Annotated in this window: 17 protein-coding genes; 9 read left to right on the plus strand and 8 right to left on the minus strand. The window is 70.1% G+C overall.

What is annotated here, in order from left to right; all coding sequences use genetic code 11:
• Positions 1 to 294: 294 nt before the first annotated feature.
• From test1122_RS24805 to test1122_RS24825, 5 genes are read left to right on the plus strand one after another with little or no spacing between them, the layout of a single operon-like run.
• Complete coding sequence (locus tag test1122_RS24805; RefSeq protein WP_232271392.1) at positions 295 to 1,890, plus strand: ABC transporter substrate-binding protein; 1,596 nt, start codon at positions 295 to 297, stop codon at positions 1,888 to 1,890.
• 32 nt (positions 1,891 to 1,922) lie between these two features.
• Positions 1,923 to 2,891, plus strand: a complete 969-nt coding sequence (locus test1122_RS24810) for an ABC transporter permease (RefSeq protein WP_232271393.1) — start codon at positions 1,923 to 1,925, stop codon at positions 2,889 to 2,891.
• Complete coding sequence (locus tag test1122_RS24815; RefSeq protein WP_232271394.1) at positions 2,888 to 3,730, plus strand: ABC transporter permease; 843 nt, start codon at positions 2,888 to 2,890, stop codon at positions 3,728 to 3,730. The genes test1122_RS24810 and test1122_RS24815 overlap by 4 nt, the downstream gene beginning before the upstream one ends.
• Entirely contained in the window at positions 3,730 to 4,692 is a 963-nt protein-coding gene (locus tag test1122_RS24820; RefSeq protein WP_232271395.1) for an ABC transporter ATP-binding protein, read from the plus strand. The genes test1122_RS24815 and test1122_RS24820 overlap by 1 nt, the downstream gene beginning before the upstream one ends.
• Positions 4,685 to 5,341: an ABC transporter ATP-binding protein gene (locus test1122_RS24825; RefSeq protein WP_232271396.1), complete on the plus strand. Its 657-nt coding sequence runs from the start codon at positions 4,685 to 4,687 to the stop codon at positions 5,339 to 5,341. The genes test1122_RS24820 and test1122_RS24825 overlap by 8 nt, the downstream gene beginning before the upstream one ends.
• Here the strand turns inward: test1122_RS24825 and test1122_RS24830 are convergent.
• Together test1122_RS24830 and test1122_RS24835 are read right to left on the minus strand one after the other, a co-directional pair.
• Complete coding sequence (locus tag test1122_RS24830) at positions 5,332 to 5,652, minus strand: nuclear transport factor 2 family protein (RefSeq protein ID WP_232271397.1); 321 nt, start codon at positions 5,650 to 5,652, stop codon at positions 5,332 to 5,334. The two genes, test1122_RS24825 and test1122_RS24830, sit on opposite strands and share 10 nt — an antisense overlap.
• Before the next feature lie 83 nt (positions 5,653 to 5,735).
• On the minus strand, positions 5,736 to 5,939 hold the full coding sequence (locus test1122_RS24835) for a hypothetical protein (RefSeq protein ID WP_232271398.1): 204 nt from the start codon (positions 5,937 to 5,939) through the stop codon (positions 5,736 to 5,738).
• Positions 5,940 to 6,065: 126 nt separating this feature from the next.
• Between test1122_RS24835 and test1122_RS24840 the strand changes: the two genes are divergently transcribed.
• Positions 6,066 to 7,232, plus strand: coding sequence for a sensor histidine kinase (locus tag test1122_RS24840; protein ID WP_232271399.1), 1,167 nt, complete (start codon positions 6,066 to 6,068; stop codon positions 7,230 to 7,232).
• Complete coding sequence (locus test1122_RS24845; RefSeq protein ID WP_232271400.1) at positions 7,229 to 7,921, plus strand: response regulator; 693 nt, start codon at positions 7,229 to 7,231, stop codon at positions 7,919 to 7,921. Before test1122_RS24840 ends, test1122_RS24845 begins: the two co-directional genes overlap by 4 nt.
• A gap of 40 nt (positions 7,922 to 7,961) precedes the next feature.
• Here test1122_RS24845 and test1122_RS24850 read toward each other — a convergent pair whose 3' ends face one another.
• Together test1122_RS24850 and test1122_RS24855 are read right to left on the minus strand one after the other, a co-directional pair.
• A complete protein-coding gene (locus test1122_RS24850; protein ID WP_232272066.1) occupies positions 7,962 to 9,281 on the minus strand; it encodes a carboxyl transferase domain-containing protein in 1,320 nt (439 codons plus the stop codon).
• 62 nt (positions 9,282 to 9,343) lie between these two features.
• The gene (locus tag test1122_RS24855; protein WP_232271401.1) at positions 9,344 to 10,792 is read right to left on the minus strand and encodes an acyl-CoA synthetase; all 1,449 of its coding nucleotides are present in this window, start codon (positions 10,790 to 10,792) and stop codon (positions 9,344 to 9,346) included.
• A 272-nt stretch (positions 10,793 to 11,064) separates the two neighbouring features.
• Here test1122_RS24855 and test1122_RS24860 point away from each other — a divergent pair, with 272 nt between their 5' ends.
• Positions 11,065 to 12,027, plus strand: a complete 963-nt coding sequence (locus test1122_RS24860; RefSeq protein ID WP_422397095.1) for a glycoside hydrolase family 5 protein — start codon at positions 11,065 to 11,067, stop codon at positions 12,025 to 12,027.
• 22 nt (positions 12,028 to 12,049) lie between these two features.
• Here test1122_RS24860 and test1122_RS24865 read toward each other — a convergent pair whose 3' ends face one another.
• Together test1122_RS24865 and test1122_RS24870 are read right to left on the minus strand one after the other, a co-directional pair.
• Complete coding sequence (locus tag test1122_RS24865) at positions 12,050 to 12,817, minus strand: bestrophin-like domain (RefSeq protein ID WP_232271403.1); 768 nt, start codon at positions 12,815 to 12,817, stop codon at positions 12,050 to 12,052.
• 9 nt (positions 12,818 to 12,826) lie between these two features.
• A complete protein-coding gene (locus test1122_RS24870) occupies positions 12,827 to 13,003 on the minus strand; it encodes a hypothetical protein (RefSeq protein WP_232271404.1) in 177 nt (58 codons plus the stop codon).
• Positions 13,004 to 13,014: 11 nt separating this feature from the next.
• On the opposite strand from test1122_RS24870, the gene test1122_RS24875 reads away from it, so the two are divergent.
• The gene (locus test1122_RS24875) at positions 13,015 to 13,254 is read left to right on the plus strand and encodes a hypothetical protein (RefSeq protein WP_232271405.1); all 240 of its coding nucleotides are present in this window, start codon (positions 13,015 to 13,017) and stop codon (positions 13,252 to 13,254) included.
• 393 nt (positions 13,255 to 13,647) lie between these two features.
• On the opposite strand, the gene xylB is transcribed toward test1122_RS24875, so the two are convergent.
• Complete coding sequence (gene xylB / locus test1122_RS24880; RefSeq protein WP_232271406.1) at positions 13,648 to 15,075, minus strand: xylulokinase; 1,428 nt, start codon at positions 15,073 to 15,075, stop codon at positions 13,648 to 13,650.
• A gap of 170 nt (positions 15,076 to 15,245) precedes the next feature.
• Positions 15,246 to 15,509 (minus strand): SGM_3592 family protein, encoded by a 264-nt coding sequence (locus test1122_RS24885; protein WP_232271407.1) that lies wholly within the window; start codon positions 15,507 to 15,509, stop codon positions 15,246 to 15,248.
• Positions 15,510 to 15,863 lie beyond the last annotated feature (354 nt).

Here is a 15,863-nt window from a genome sequence, read left to right on the forward strand (position 1 = left end):
TGCGACGCATGAACGGTGAAAGCCTCCAGCCTCACAGTGCGGCTGCACAGACGGTTTTCGGACCATCCAGGAGCAGGTTCCAAATCCTGCTATAAGGCGATTCACCGGTTGTCTCTACCGCTCAGCCGTCTCTGTCGGTGATCCGCTGAAGCGGGCGAGCGCGGGAAGAGCGCTGCCCGCCGACGGTCGGCCGACAGTCTGGGCCGCAGGGCTCGTGTACCGAGCATCCATCCGGGTGAGGTTTAATTGCGACTCGTTCGCAATAACTTTTGATCTTCGGTAGGAGTGTGGGACATGACGGCCCGGACAGGACGGAGGGCGGCCGCCCTGGCGGCAGCAGGCGCGGTGCTGGCAGGCGCGGCCGCCTGCTCCGCCCCCTCCGGCGGCGACGGGAACGGCAAGGGCACCGATTCTCTCGTCGTCGGGATCGCCCAGGAACCGGACACCCTCAGCCCGCTCCTCGGCTACGGCAAGGACGGCAACTCCAAGATCTTCGACGGTCTGCTCCGGCATGACGCCGCGATGAAGCTCCAGCCTGCCCTCGCCAGGGAGCTCCCCGAGGTCAGCGACGACGGCAAGACCTACACCTACACGCTGCGCGACGGTGTGCGGTTCAGCGACGGCAAGCCGTTCACCGCTGCCGATGTGGTCTTCACCTACGAGACCATCCTCGACAGCAAGACCAACAACCCCAGCCGAGGTGAGCTCGACGCGCTCAAGAGCGTGACCGCCAAGGGCAAGGACACGGTCGTCTTCACCCTCAAGTACCCCTACGCCGCCTTCGCCGAGCGCACCGTGCTGCCCATCGCCTCCCGGGCGGTCGCGGGCAAGCAGGACATCAACACCGGGGCGTACAACACCAAGCCCATCGGCACCGGCCCGTACACCCTCACCAACTGGAGCAAGGGCGAAAAGCTCACCTTTCAGGCCAACCCCCGCTACTGGGGCGGCGAGCCCGAGGTGAAGAAGTTCACCATGGCGGTCATCAAGGATGACGATGTCCGCGCCACCCGGCTGCGCACCGGCGATCTCGACGGCGCCATCCTGCCGCCCAACCTCGCCAGGACCTTCGGCCGCGACAGCGGCAAGAAGACCCTGAACGCCAAGACCAACGACTTCCGTGGCGTCACCCTGCCCACCGAGAACAAGGTCACCGGCGACAAGGCCATCCGCCGTGCCCTGGACATCGCCGTGAACCGTACGGCGATGGTGGACAAGATCCTGGACGGCGCGGGTCAGGCCGCCTACGGCCCCGTCCCCACCGACAGCCCCTGGTTCGCCAAGGGCACCGAGCGCCCGTACGACCTTGACGCGGCCCGGAAGATCCTCGATGACGCGGGGTGGAAGCCCGGCAAGAACGGCGTCCGCGTCAAGGACGGGCAGCAGGCCGGCTTCACCCTCTTCTACCCCTCCGGTGACAAGCTCCGCCAGGAGCACGCCCTCGCCTTCGCGTCGGACGCCAAGCAGGCGGGCATCAAGGTCACGGTCAACTCCGCTTCCTGGGAGATCATTGAGCCCGCGATGAAGCACGACGCGGTCCTCGCGGGCGGCGGCAACCCGGCCGACCCCGACTTCGACCTCTACAACCTGCTGCACTCCTCCCTCGCGGGCGACGGCTTCAACAACATGGCCCGCTACGCCAACAAGGCCGTCGACCAGCAGCTGGAACAGGCACGCCGGACCAACACCGGAAGCGAGCGCAAGGCCGCCTACGACACCGTGCAGAAGGAGCTGCGGGACGACCCGGGCTATGTCTTCCTCACCCACGTTGACCACGTCTATGTCATGAACGACAGCTGGAAGAACGTCACCACCCAGGTCGAGCCGCATGACCACGGCCTCGGCGCCGGTCCCTGGTGGAACGTAGAGGACTGGCAGCGCAAGAAGTGACACGGCTCGTACGCGGGCTCCCCTGGGGCCCCATGGCCCGGCTCACCGGTCGACGGCTGCTCGCCGCCGTCCCGGTGCTGGCCGCCGTGACCTTCGGGGTCTTCGCGGTGGCCGCCGCCTCACCCTTCGACCCGGTACGGCAGTACGCGGGCACGGCAGGACTCACCGCCTCTCAGCAGACCCTCGACCAGCTGCGGGACAACCTCGGCGTGGGCGGCTCCTTCGCCGGACGGTGGTGGCGCTGGCTCACCGCGGCGCTGACCGGCGACCTCGGTGACTCCGCGTCGCTGCGGCAGCCGGTCGCCCAGGTCATCGCCGAGCGCATCGGCTGGTCCGTGCTGCTGTGCGCGGTCGCCTTCACGGTCGCCGTACTGCTCGGCACTTTGCTTGGCGTAGCCGCCGCCCGGCGCCAGGGCGGGCTGCTCGACCGCTGTGTCACATCCGTCGCCTACGCGCTGGAGGCAGCACCGCCCTTCTGGCTGGGCCTCCTGGCGATCTGGCTCTTCGCGCTGCACCTCGGTGTGCTGCCAGCGGGCGGACTCAGCGACACCGGGAGCGATACGGTCACGGCGGGATCCCTCATCGAGCACCTCACGCTGCCCGCCGCCGTGCTCGCCCTCTCCCAGCTGCCGTGGTTCGTGCTCTACGTACGGCAAGGCGTCGGCGACGCACTGCACGAGGACCCCGTACGCGGAGCCCGTTCGCGCGGGCTCAGCGAACGAACCGTACTCCTCGGGCACGCCCTGCGTTCCGGGCTGCTGCCCGTGCTCACCCTGATCGGCTCCCGGGTCCCGGAACTGATCACCGGTGCGCTGCTGGTGGAGACCGTCTTCTCCTGGCCCGGCATCGCCTCGGCCACCGTCCAGGCCGCCACCGCCACCGACTTCCCGCTGCTCGCGGCGCTCACCGTGCTCGCCACCCTGGCGGTACTCGCCGGGAACCTCCTGGCGGACCTGCTCTACGGACTGGCCGACCCCAGGGTCGCCCTGGAGGAGATGTGAGCCCGCCCCGCCGCTCCTACCGCACCCTGCGGGTACGTACCTCCGCCGTGCTGGTCGCCGCTGTCGTACTGGCCGTGCTGCTCGTACCACCCCTGTTCCCGCTCGACCAGCAGGCCGTGGACCTCAGCGCCAAGCTGGAACCGCCCTCTTGGGCGCACCCCTTCGGTACCGATGACGTGGGCCGCGACCTGCTGCTGCGCTGCCTCTACGGACTGCGTGTCTCGCTGCTCGTCGGACTGGTGGCCGCGCTGGTCGCCACCGTCATCGGCGTCACCACCGGCGCACTGGCCGGAGCACTGGGCGGCCGGGCTGACCGGGTCATCATGCGCGTCGTGGATGTCTTCGCCTCCGTGCCGCATCTGCTGCTCGGCATCTTCATCGTGGCGATGTTCCGTCCCGGCGTCTGGCCGGTGGTGATCTCGGTGGGACTGACGCACTGGCTGTCCACGGCCCGTATCGTCCGCGCCGAAGTGCTCTCGCTGCGCTCACGCCCCTATGTCGACGCGGCCATCTCCGGCGGTGCCTCGCGCTGGGGGGTCGGTGTCCGCCATCTGCTGCCCGGCGTACTGCCCCAGGCCGGTCTCGCGGCCGTGCTGATGGTGCCGCACGCCATCTGGCATGAGTCCGCGCTGTCCTTTCTCGGCCTGGGCATCCCCGCCCACCAGGCCAGCCTGGGCACCATGACCCAGGCCGCCCGGGGCTCACTGCTGGCGGGCGACTGGTGGCCGACGCTCTTCCCCGGCCTGTTCATCATCATTCCGACCCTCGCCATCGCCGGACTGGCCGGTGCCTGGCGGGAACGCATCAACCCACGCCGCCGATCGGAGCTGATGCTCTGATGGACACCCTGCTGTCCGTACAGAATCTGTCCGTACGCTTCCGGATGCGCGGTGGCCGGCACATCGCCGCCGTCTCCGAGGTCTCCTTCGACATCGCACCGGGGGAGTGCCTGGCCCTGGTCGGCGAGAGCGGCTGCGGCAAGTCCGTCCTGGCCGCGGCCCTTCTTGGCCTGCTGCCGGACAACGCCCGGACATCTGGCGCGGCTCACCTTGACGGTCTGGACCTGCTGACCGCCGATGAGGCCACCTTGGCCCGTACGATCCGGGGCCGCCGCGTCGGGCTGGTACCGCAGAGCCCGGCGGCACACCTCACGCCTGTGCGGACCGTACGGTCCCAACTGCGGGAAGCCATCCGGGAGCTGACCGGCACACCCCGTCGGCGACTGGCGGAGGCGACCGTCGCTGCCGCCGCCCGTGCCGCCTTCCCGGCCGGTCATCTCGACCGTCACCCGCATGAACTCTCCGGCGGTCTCGCCCAGCGCGCCGCCACCGCGCTGGCCCTGGTCGGTGACGCGCCACTGCTCATCGCGGACGAACCGACCACCGGGTTGGACCGCGATCTTGTCGACCGTACCGTCGACGAGCTGCGCCGCCATGCCGACGACGGCCGAGGACTGCTGGTCATCACCCACGACCTGGCCGCGGCCGAGCGGATCGCCGACCGGGTCGCCGTGATGTACGCGGGCCGTATCGTCGAACTCGCCGAGGCCAGAGCCTTCTTCGGTGAGCCAGGCCCGCGCCACCCCTACGCCCATGGTCTGCTGAACGCGCTGCCCGAACGGGCCTTCACCCCCATCCCCGGGATGCCGCCCGAACTGGGTGCCCTGCCCGAGGGCTGCGCCTTCGCCCCGCGCTGCGAACGGGCCACCGAGGCCTGCGCGGTGCTCCCCGACATGCCCACCGGGACCGAGGGCACGGCCTGCTGGTTCTCCCTGAGACCCCTGGAGCGCGTCCATGCTTGAGCTGCGCGGCATCACCGCCGGATATGAGCGCCGCGCGCCCGTCGTCCGCGATATCTCCCTGACCGTCGCTGAGGGAGAGGCCGTCGGTCTGCTCGGCCCCAGCGGCTGCGGCAAGTCCACCCTCGCCAGGGTCGCCGCCCTGCTCCACCGCCCGTACCGGGGAAGCGTGCTGCTCGGCGGCGAGCCGGTCACCGGCTTCAGACACCGTGCGCCACGTGCCCGGCGCACCGCCATCGGCGTCGTCTTCCAACAGCCCCGGCTCTCCGCCGACCCCCGTCTGCGGCTGGCCGATCTCATCGCCGAGCCACTACGCGCCACCGGGCGCACCGAGCAGGTGCCCGAGCGGGTGGACGAACTCGCCCGGGCCGCCGGCCTCGGCGGCGATCTGCTCACCCGCCGCCCGCACGAGGTCAGCGACGGTCAGCTGCAACGCGCCTGCGTGGCCCGCGCCCTGGTGCTGGGTCCCCAGCTGCTCATCTGCGATGAGATGACCGCCATGCTGGATGCCTCAACCACCGCCGCGCTGGTTGGCGTTGTCGAGGAGTACCGGAAGAAGCGCGGGGCCGCGCTGCTCGCGATCGGCCATGACCGCGTCCTCCTGGAACGCTGGTGCGACCGCGTGGAACGGTATCCCGCGGATCAGGCCTGACCGGTCTCAAAACGGCTGATCCTCTCACCGTCGACAGTGAAGCGCCACGTGGTGTGCATTTCACCCCAGGTGCTGTTGCGGAAGCGGGCCACCAGGGACAGCCCGTCGTCCGACTCGGACTCCACCTCCATATGCCCCTCGGCGGAGAAGATCTCCCGGTCGGTCCACTCGTGCAGATCCCGCTCAGCGCCGTCGTCGGACATGGACGCGTCGTCCGTCAGCACGGCCAGGAAACTCTCGCGGTCGCCCGCGTTGAGCGCGGAGACAAAGGTGCGCACGGCAGGGTGTGACAGCCGGTTCTCAGTAATCATGAGTTCATCCAAAGCCGTACCAGGCCATGTCCGGGGGACCCGGCGGATGGTCGCGGGCGGATTCGCCCGAACAGCCGTGTGCCTCACTCGCTGGCTTTGCTGGCAGCCATGGCTGCCGTCGTCCCGAGGACAAGCAGCACGACGCAGGCGAACATCTCGTAGCCATTGAGAAAGCCGATCCGGTGCACAGTCGTCCACAGGGCGAACGAGTCGAAGAAGTAGTGGACGATTCCGCCGATGCCCTGAGCGATCAGGATGAAGGCAATGAACCCCAGGAGATGCTTCATGATCTCGAGACTATGAACGCCAACCGGTCAGGGGCGTCATCCGAAAGTATGCGCCCACGCGACTTCGGTAGCGCACTGGCCGCTGAAGCGGTCCCGTCGGCCCACCGGACCATAGATTTGCCGTCTATGATCCGTCCCCGTCTGGCGTTCCCCCGTCTGGCGTTCCCCCGTCCGGCGTTCCCCCGGCTGGAGCCCATCCGGCGCAGCCGGCGCGACTGGGTCGTCGACATCAGCCTCTTCGTCCTGGCCGCGGTCTTCAGCGTGATCACCGCTGTGGACATCGTCCGCGACCCGGAGCTCTCGCGCGGTGCTCTGGTCGCCGACCAGATCATGGGCGCCCTCGCCTGCTGCGCGCTCTTTCTGCGCCGACGCTGGCCGGTCGCGCTGGCCCTCGTGCTGGTGCCGGTGGGGCTGTTCTCGCACTATGTGGCAGGGCCCTATCTGGTCGCACTCTTCACCGTCGCCGTGCACCGGCCGCCGCGCACCGTGGCGCTGGTCGCGGGCATCGCCTTCGTTCCCGTCCTGATCGGCTCGCTGATTCGCCCGGACCCTGAACTGCCCGTGCTGGTCGATGCCCTTCTCGGGCTGTTGCTGGTCGGTACCGCGATCGGCTGGGGCATGTTCGTACGCTCGCGCCGCCAGCTGCGCGCCTCGCTCATCGAGCAGGCCCAGCGCGCCACCCGGGAAACGATCGCCCGCGAGATGCACGATGTGCTCGCCCATCGGCTCTCCCTGCTCAGCCTGCACGCGGGCGCCCTGGAGTATCACGCTCACGCGCCGGCGCAAGAGATCCAGCGCGCCGCCGGGGTGGTGCGGCAGAGCGCGCATGAGGCGCTGGAGGAGCTGCGGGACATCATCGGGGTGCTGCGAGCGGAGCCGGGGGCCGGCAACGACAGCCGTCCCCAGCCCACCCTGGCCGATCTGCCCCGGCTGATCGAGGAGTCCGAGCGGGCCGGCGTACGGGTCAGGCTGGAGAAGCGGCTCGCCCAGCCTGACCAGGTGCCCGAGACGACCGGGCGCACCGTCTACCGGATTGTCCAGGAGGGGCTCACCAACATCCGTAAGCACGCACCCGGCGCTGAGGCCACCGTGACCGTCGACGGCAGACCGGGCGAGTGGCTGACCGCGGACGTCAGCAATTCGCTGGCCAGCGGCCCTGGCGAAGCGATTCCGGGCGCAGGCCAGGGACTTGTCGGCCTCACCGAACGGGTCAGCCTCGCGGGCGGACGCCTGGAGCATGGCCGGATCGGTGACACCTTCCGGCTGTACGCCTGGCTACCGTGGCGGCCATGACCATCCGTGTGCTTCTCGTTGACGACGATCCCCTGGTCCGCGCTGGACTGCGGCTCATGCTCAGTGCCGCAGCCGATATCGAGATCGCCGGGGAGGCGTCCGATGGCACCGAGGTGCTGCCACTGGTGGAAGAGCTCGCACCCCAGGTGGTGCTGATGGATATCCGGATGCCCGCCATGGATGGCCTCACCGCGACCGAGACACTGCGTGCGCGGCCCCAGCCGCCCGAGGTCGTCGTGCTGACCACCTTCAACGCCGACGAGCATGTGCTGCGCGCGCTGCGGGCCGGAGCCTCGGGCTTCCTGCTCAAGGACACCCCGCCCGCCGACATCGTCGACGCGGTACGACGGGTGGCGGCCGGGGACCCGGTGCTCTCCCCGGCCATCACCCAGCAGCTGATCGCACATGTCGCCGACAGCACCCGGGACACCCGCCGCTCCCGCGCCCGGAAGGCGCTTGGCACACTGGCGGAACGGGAGCGGGAGGTCGCCATCGCGATTGGCCAGGGCAAGCCGAACGCCGACATCGCCACCGGGCTCTATATGAGCATCCCCACCGTCAAGACCCATGTCTCCCGCATCCTCACCAAGCTCGGTCTCAACAACCGGGTGCAGATCGCGCTGCTGGCCCATGACGCGGGACTGCTGGAGGACGATGCGCCGGACAGGCGGGATCAGCGGGAATCCTGAGCGCCGGCCGGTGTTGAAGTGGGTGCTCCGGCGCGGGCCATCACCGGGTGGAAACGATTCCGCGAACGACTCCCAGCTCCACCAGATCCTGTGGGCGCGGCCGCAGCTGATCGGCCGTCGCACGGATCTGGCCGGGGCCGCGTTTGAGTATGGCGGCGGCCAGCTCGGGCGCGATGACGGAGAAATAGCTGTCCGGAGTCACCCAGGTGTTCCCCGGCGCGGTGAGTGCCAGCGCACCGCCGGAGCCGCCCTCACCCATGACGAGCGAGGTCACCGGGGTCCGGGCCTCGGCGACGGCCGCGAAGCACTCCGCGATCGCGGCACCCGCACCGGACCGTTCAGCCTCGGCGTCATTGGCCGCACCCGGGGTGTCGACCAGGGTGAGCACGGGAATGCCCAGCCGGTCGGCGAGCCGTATCAGCCGGGCGGCGGTGCGGAACCCGGCCGGGCGGGTCGCGGTGCCGCACTGGGCGGCGTAGCCGACCGTACGGCCCGCGCGCTGCCCGAAGCCGCAGCGCACCCCAGGATCGACGCCCCCGCAGCGGTCACCGCTGAGCTCGGCCCGCACCTCGAAGTGGGCGTTCAGGTAGGCGTCGGCGCGCGGACGCTCGATGCCGCGTGCCCGCTGGACCGCCTCCCAGCCGGTTACCGGCAGCCCTGCGGCGCCCAGCGCGGACGGCGGTTCGACGGGACCCTCGGCCGGGGTCGTCAGCAGGGAGAGCCAGCGCTCGAGCGTGGGGCGGAGCTCATCGGGACGGACGGTCTGATCGATATGACCGGCCGCCAACTGGCCCTCGGCGCAGTAGGCGTACGGATCCGCGTCCGCTGGACGGACCCGGGAGCCCGCGAAGCCGATCTGTGCTGAGGGGAGGGCCAGGATCACATCCGCGCCCGCGCCCAGCGTGGCCCAGCCGCCGCCGGTGACCGGATCGCGCAGCACGGCGATCTGCGGCAGCCGGGCGGCCCGGGTGAGGGCCGACTGACGGGCCACCCGCTGGAGCTGGCTGAGCGCCCGCATGCCCTCCTGCATCCGGCTGCCACCGGTGGCGATCAGGGATACCACCGGCAGCGACAGCTCACGGGCCCGGACGTGGGCGGCCTCCAGCCGGTCACCTGTTCGCTCGCCGAGGGAGCCGCCCAGAAAGCCGAACTCGAAGGAGATGAGTACCGCTTCCCGGCCACCCACCTTGGCCACCCCGCACACCACGGACTCCCGTTCGCCGGTGCGCTCGGCGGCCCGGTCCCGGGCGGCGTCATAGCCCGCCCAGCCGAGCGGTCCGTCGGCGGGCTGCGGTGCGCTGGCGACGGTCAGCTCCGCGAAGTCCGCAGCGACCGCCCCGATCGCCGCTCGCGCCGTCATGGGACCGGTCTGGCCGGTCTGGCCGGTCTGGTGGAGCTGGCCGGGCTGGTGGGGCTGGTGGGTCATCCAAGCTCCTTCTTCATGACCTTGCCCATGTCGTTCCGTGGCAGCAGCGGCAGAAAGCGGACCTCGCGCGGCCGCTTGTGCGGGGCGAGCTGCTGGGCCACATGGTCGGTCAGGACCTGCTTGCCGGGCGGGTCGTCGCGGTCCACGGGCACGATCCAGGCGATGACACGCTCCCCCAGATCCGGGTCCGGTTCGCCGGTGACGGCCGCCTCGCTCACCCCCGGGTGCTCCAGCAGAACGTTCTCAATCTCCCCGGCGCCGATCTTGTAGCCGCCGCTTTTGATGAGGTCGGTGGATTTGCGTCCGACGATCCCGTAGCAGCCGTCGCTGTCCCGGGTGGCCATGTCGCCCGTACGGAACCAACCGCCCGCGAAGGCCTCGGCGGTGGCGTCGGGCCAGCCCAGATACTCGGTGAAGAGATTGGGCCCGCGCACCTGGATCTCACCGACGGTCTCACCATCGCTGGTTTCGATGCGGGCCCCCTCCTCATCGACCAGGCGCACATCGACGCTGGGCAGCGGCACCCCCACCGTGCCGGGCCTGGCCGGGCCGTCGACCCGCACGCTGGTGTTCATCAGGGTCTCGGTCATGCCGTAGCGCTCGATGACACGCTGCCCGGTGGCGGCGGTGATCCGCTCGTGGTCATACCGGGGCAGCGCGGCAGAGCCGGAGACCAGCAGTCTGGCTCCGCCCAGCGCCTGGGCGAGCACCGGGTCGCTCTCCACCGCCTCGGCGAGCCGGTGGTACATCGTGGGCACCCCGAAGAACATGGTCGCGCCGCCGGTGGACAGCTCATGGGCGACGCCCTGGGTGGAGAAGCGGCCCAGATGGTGCACGGTGCCGCCACGGCGCAACGGGCCGAGGATCCCCAGGATCAGCCCGTGCACATGGAACAGCGGCAGGGCATGCACCAGAACATCGTCCTCGGTCCATGCCCAGGCGTCGGCCAGATCGTCGAGGTTGGCGGCGATGGCCCGGCGGGAGATCACCACGCCCTTGGGGGAACCGGTGGTGCCGGAGGTATAGACGATCAGCGCGGGCATGGAGTCCGGCCCGCTCTCCCTGTGGATGGCGGGCGAGTCCTCGGGGGGCGTACGCGGATCGACGGCGATGTGGGGCAGCGCGGCCAGCGCTTTCGGCAGTTCATCGTCGGGTCCGGCCAGGACCAGGGCCGGGGCGCTGTCGGTGAGGACATGTGCCAGCTCCCGCTCACCCATCCGGGGATTGAGCGGGATGGCGGGTGCCCCCGCCAGCAGCGCGGCCACCACCGCCACCACCGTCTCCACCGCGGGCGTGGCCCACACCGCGACCCGGTCGCGTGCGGTGAGCCGCGCGCCGAGCGCCCTGGCCGAGGCGGCGAGTTGGGGGTAGCTGAGCGTCTCCTCGCCGAAACGCAGGGCGGGCTTGGCCGGTTCGGCCTCCAGGGCGGGGATGAGTGGTGACACCCGGGCTCCTTAGCTGGTGATCTCTCGGGCTCACGATCTCATCAGCGGGTGCTCGCGGGAGGCAAGGGCAGGCGGCCAGTCGAGTGTAAGGAAAGTTTCCTATCCCCTTGTCGGTGATAGGAAACAACCCTGACTTCCATCCGACCCGGCACCTCTCCTCAACTCCCCACCCCTACAAGGAGTGACGCACTGTGCATCAACACGCCCTCAGACGGCGCAGACTGCCCCGGGCGGCCCTGGCCGCCGCACTCGCCGTGGCCCTCCTCCTCACCCTGCAGATCCAGTTCCGGGCCGCCGCGTCCACCAGTGACACGGCGGCCCGGACCGCTGTCGCCGCAGGCGGCCGGCTCAAGGTCTGTGGCAACCGCCTTTGCGATGCCAGCGGTCAGCCCGTCCAACTGCGGGGCATGAGCACCCACGGCACCCAGTGGTACGCGCAGTGCGTCACCAACGGATCGCTGGATGCCCTGGCTGAGGACTGGGGCGCCGATGTCCTGCGGGTCTCCACCTATGTCCAGGAGGGCGGCTACGAAACCAACCCGGCGCACTTCACGAACCTCGCCAGCCGCATCATCGACCAGGCCACCGCGCGGGGCATGTATGTGATCGTCGACTGGCACATGCTCACCCCCGGGGACCCCCATGTGAACCTTGAGCGAGCCAAGAAGTTCTTCACCGATATCGCCAAGCGCCACGGCCATCAGCCCAATCTCCTGTACGAGATCGCCAATGAGCCCAGCGGTGTGAGCTGGAACGCCATCAAGTCCTATGCCGAGAAGCTCATTCCCGTCATCCGCGCGAACGACCCGGAGACCACCATTCTGGTCGGCACGCGTGCCTGGTCCTCCTTCGGAGTCTCCGAGGGAAGCGATGAGCGGGAGGTCGTGAACAACCCGGTGCGGGCCACGAACATCATGTACACCTTCCACTTCTACGCGGCCTCACACCGGGACGCGTATCTGCGCACTCTCGACCGGGCCTCCGACCGGCTCCCGGTCTTCGTCACCGAGTTCGGCACGCAGAACCACGCGGGCGAGGGCGCCAATGACTTCACCATGTCGCAGCGGTATCTGGACCTGATGAGCCGGAAGAAGATCTCCTGGGTCAACTGGAACTTCTCCGACGACCACCGCTCCGGTGCCGTCTTCAAGCAGGGCACCTGCTCGGGCGATCGGTGGAAAGGCACCGGTGTGCTGAAGGAGGCCGGTATCTGGATCCGCGCACGGATGGGATGACCGGCAGAACCGTCCGCATGCGTCAGCCGCCCGCGGCCTCCGGGAAGAGCACGATGAACGGCTCCGTCGAATCCGACAGGCCGCGGGCGAACGGCGCGTCAAAGTGCCAGATCAGAAAGAGCAGAAACGCGATCAGCGCGCTGAACAGCCCGGCCAGCAGCAGCTCCCGGCCCGAGCGGCGGATCTGCAGCGCGAAGATCATGCCGACCGTGACCAGGGCACCGATGATCAGACCGAACCACACCACGCCCGGCATCGTCGAGCCCGCGCTCAGCTCCCGGCCCGTGCGGGCGTCGTCGATGGCCGTCACCTGGTCGACCAGCCCTTGATAGGCGTGCGATTCCAGGGTGGTCTGCGGCTCGTACCCAGCCACATCCTCGCGCAGCTTCGCCAGCAGCACATCGCCCCTGTCGGTGAGCTCACCGTGCTCGGCCATATGCGGCCACTCCGTATGGAGCGTATGGGTGACATACGCGTCCACATCGCCGCGGACCCGGTCACGCGTCCCGGCCGGGTAGGCCTGGACACGCTCGCTCACCTCATGCAGCGCCTGTGCCTCCCGTTGCACCCAGTCGGTGGCCGCGTTGCGCTGTTCCCAGACACCCGCGATTGCCAGGCCCAGCACGATCGCGTACACCACGCCGATCATCATCGTCATGTACTCAATGACGTCCGGGGTTTCGGTCGGATCCTCGTCGTCACCCAGCCGCCGCTGCCGCAGCACCGCGACGGTGAGGACGATCGCACACGTCGCGACCATAGCGAGGGCCAGGACAAGCCATTCGGGCAAGGAGACCTCCTAGGTGGAGCGGGAACTGGAGCGGGAGCCGGAGCGGGGCCGCAGCGCGGCGGCGGCCAGCACGGCGGGGGCGACGAGCAGCAGCATCCGGCCGACCATCGAGGTGCCGGTATCGGGCTGAGAACGGTGGGGTCCGGCCCGCAGCGGCGCCGCGGGCGGGGAGGGCGGCGGCGTCACGGAGGGCGTCGGTGTGGGGCTGGGCTTGTGCCTGGGACCAGAACTGGGCGGCGGTGCCGGTGGTGGGGACGGCGCTGGAGGCGGGGACGGCGCCGGAGGCGGGGACGGCGCCGGAGGCGGGGACGGCGGCGGTGGGGGCGTACTCGGCGCGGGCGGTGGCGCGGGCGGTATGGGCGGCGGCGCGGGCGCGGGCGGTGGGTCAGCCGGTGGGGGCGGGGCGGGCGGCGTGGGTATGCGGCTCGGCGGAGTAGGGCTGGGGGGCGGGGTCGTGGGGCACACATCGTGCAGCGGCTCACCGGCGCGTGCCCGCTCCATCATCTCGCTCACGGAGCGCTCGGAGTTCGCGAAGGCGCAAGCCTCACGGGGCACCGCTGTGGCCGTCCCCGGTGTGCCGAGCAGCAGTACAAGCGCGGCCACGGCCACCCCGGCACCCAGCGGACGTATGCGCTGATCTGTCGTCACAGGGGGGAGTCTGCGCAGCCGGAGCGTCCTTCATGAGGACAGCGGCGGGAATTCCCCTGATCTGATGACAAGCACGCCAAGAAGTCCTGAATGCAGGCTGGTTGGCCTTGATAAGCGCCAAGGCCGCCCACGTGGGCGGCCCGGCCGCGTCAACTCCCCTTCGAGCGCGGGCAGCAGCCACCTCAGCGCGGACGCAGCAGCGCGTCCGCACCGGTCAGCGCCTCTTCGAGGCGGCCCAGCGCGGCCTCATCGCGGGGCACCGCCGCATACGAGGGCCCGATGTCGGTTCCCCAGCGCCGGGCGACCCCAGCTGGGTCCTCGCCCAGTAGCAGTCCCGCCGCCTGGGCGGCCGCGCCCAGCGCCGCCAGCTGCCGCGCCCGCGGCACCCGCACCGGCCGCCCGGACAGCCGCCGCACCGTCTCCCGCCAGGCGGTACCCTTCGCCCCGCCGCCGATGAGTACAAGCGGCGCGTCCGGGTCGCTGTCTCCGTCCAGCACCAGGTTCAGCGCCCGGAGCAGCGCGAACACCGCGCCGTCGTAGGCCGCCTGCAGCACCTGGCCGCCGCTCGTATGGTGCCGCAGGCCGTACAGCAGTCCGGAGGCGTACGGCAGATGCGGCGTCCGTTCCCCGTCCAGGAAGGGGAACAGAACGGTGGCGCCGCCGGGCTCCACCGCCTCCCGGTCCAGGCCGAGCAGGGCAGCGATACGGTCCACCGCCAGCGTGCAGTTGAGGGTGCAGGCCAACGGCAGCCACGCGTCCCGCGCGTCGGCGAAGCCCGCGACGGTGCCGGTGGGATCGGTGGGGCGGTGCCTGGAGACGGCGTAGACCGTGCCAGAGGTGCCGAGGCTGAGCACCGGCTGCCCCGGCCGCAGCCCGAGCCCGAGCGCGGCGGCCATGTTGTCACCGGTGCCGGTCGCGACCAGCGCACCCCGGGGCAGCGGCAAGCCGGGCAGATCGCGCACGGTACCGGCTGCCTCACCATGGCCGAGGACCCGGGGCAGCAGCGTGGGATCCAGGCCGATCAGTTCAAGGACGCCCTCGTCATAGCGCTGTGTCGACGAGGCCCACCAGCCGGTGCCGGACGCGTCGCCCCGGTCCGTGACGGCCGCACCGGTCAGCCGCTCGGTGAGGTAGTCATGAGGGAGCCGTACGGCCGCCGTGGCCCTGGCGGCCTCCGGCTCGTGCTCGCTCAGCCAGGCCCACTTGGGTGCGGTGAAGGAGGGCGAGGGGACGCTGCCGATCCGCTCGGCCCACGCCTTGGGCCCGCCCAGCCGCTCAATCAGCCGGTCGCGTTGCGGCGCGGAGCGCACATCGTTCCAGAGCAGCGCGGGCCGCACCGGCTGACCGTTCCGGTCCAGGGTGACCAGGCCGTGCTGCTGCCCGGCGACCGAAACCGCGCTGGCCTGGCGAGCGTACGGTCCGCACTGCTCCAGCGCGTCCCGCAGCGAGTCCCACCACAGCCGGGGGTCACTCTCATGATCTGGGGTCACCGTGTGCCGCGCCTGGCCCTGCGCGATGACCTGCCCGGTCGCGGCGTCCACGATCAGCGCCTTGGTGGACTGCGTGGAACTGTCCACGCCGACAACGAGCGGTCCCTCGGGTGCGGCCATAACCCCATACTAATTTGCAGGGCACCGTGACGGCCTGAAGCAACTACGGCCTGGGGGGCGACTACGGTCTGGACCAACTACGGAGGGCGCATGGTTGCCTGGACATGCTGAAGGGGTCTGGCTGGTGCGGCCAGACCCCTGTTACCCGGCACTTCGCCCGGCTGGAGCGGCTAGTCGTCTTTTTTGCGGCGCCGCCGCCTGCGTGCCTTGCGGCGGCTCTTGCTCCAGAACCACCCCGCGGGCGGTGCGTCCGCCCGCCAGGGCTGTGGCTCGGGTGGCTGATTCCGCCAGCGTTCCTGGAGCATGCGAGTCCGCGCGGCGGGCTCGCTGACCTCCGCGCCGCGGATGAATTGCTCGTCCAGAACCAGGTTGTCCCAGTCAGCACTCCGGTTCTCTTCCCGGTCCTCGCCCCGGTCCTGTGGCTCGGTGCCCACGGCCAGCCTCCGTCCGCCGGTCACAGCTCTGTTCATCCATCAACGTCCGGGGTCGCTCACATGTTCCCGGCTGCTTGCGGCGGCGGATGATAACGCGGGTGCGGCTGCCCGGCACCCAATTCACCGAGGTAATATCACTCGGCGTGATTTTGAGGCTACGCTGACGATACGCTACGCCAGAAGCATGACCACATGACCAGAAGCATGACGCAAGCATGTCGTGAGCCGCCAGCCCAGCGGTCGCAGAGCAACAACCGAAGAGTCGCCGGTGCACACGGTGGTGTGACAAGAGGGGAACGAGTGGTTTCGGAGCAGCTCGACACGCAACGGGCGGAGCCCGTGACCCACCACCGG

It is taken from the genome of Streptomyces gobiensis (assembly GCF_021216675.1).
GTDB lineage: Bacteria > Actinomycetota > Actinomycetes > Streptomycetales > Streptomycetaceae > Streptomyces > Streptomyces gobiensis.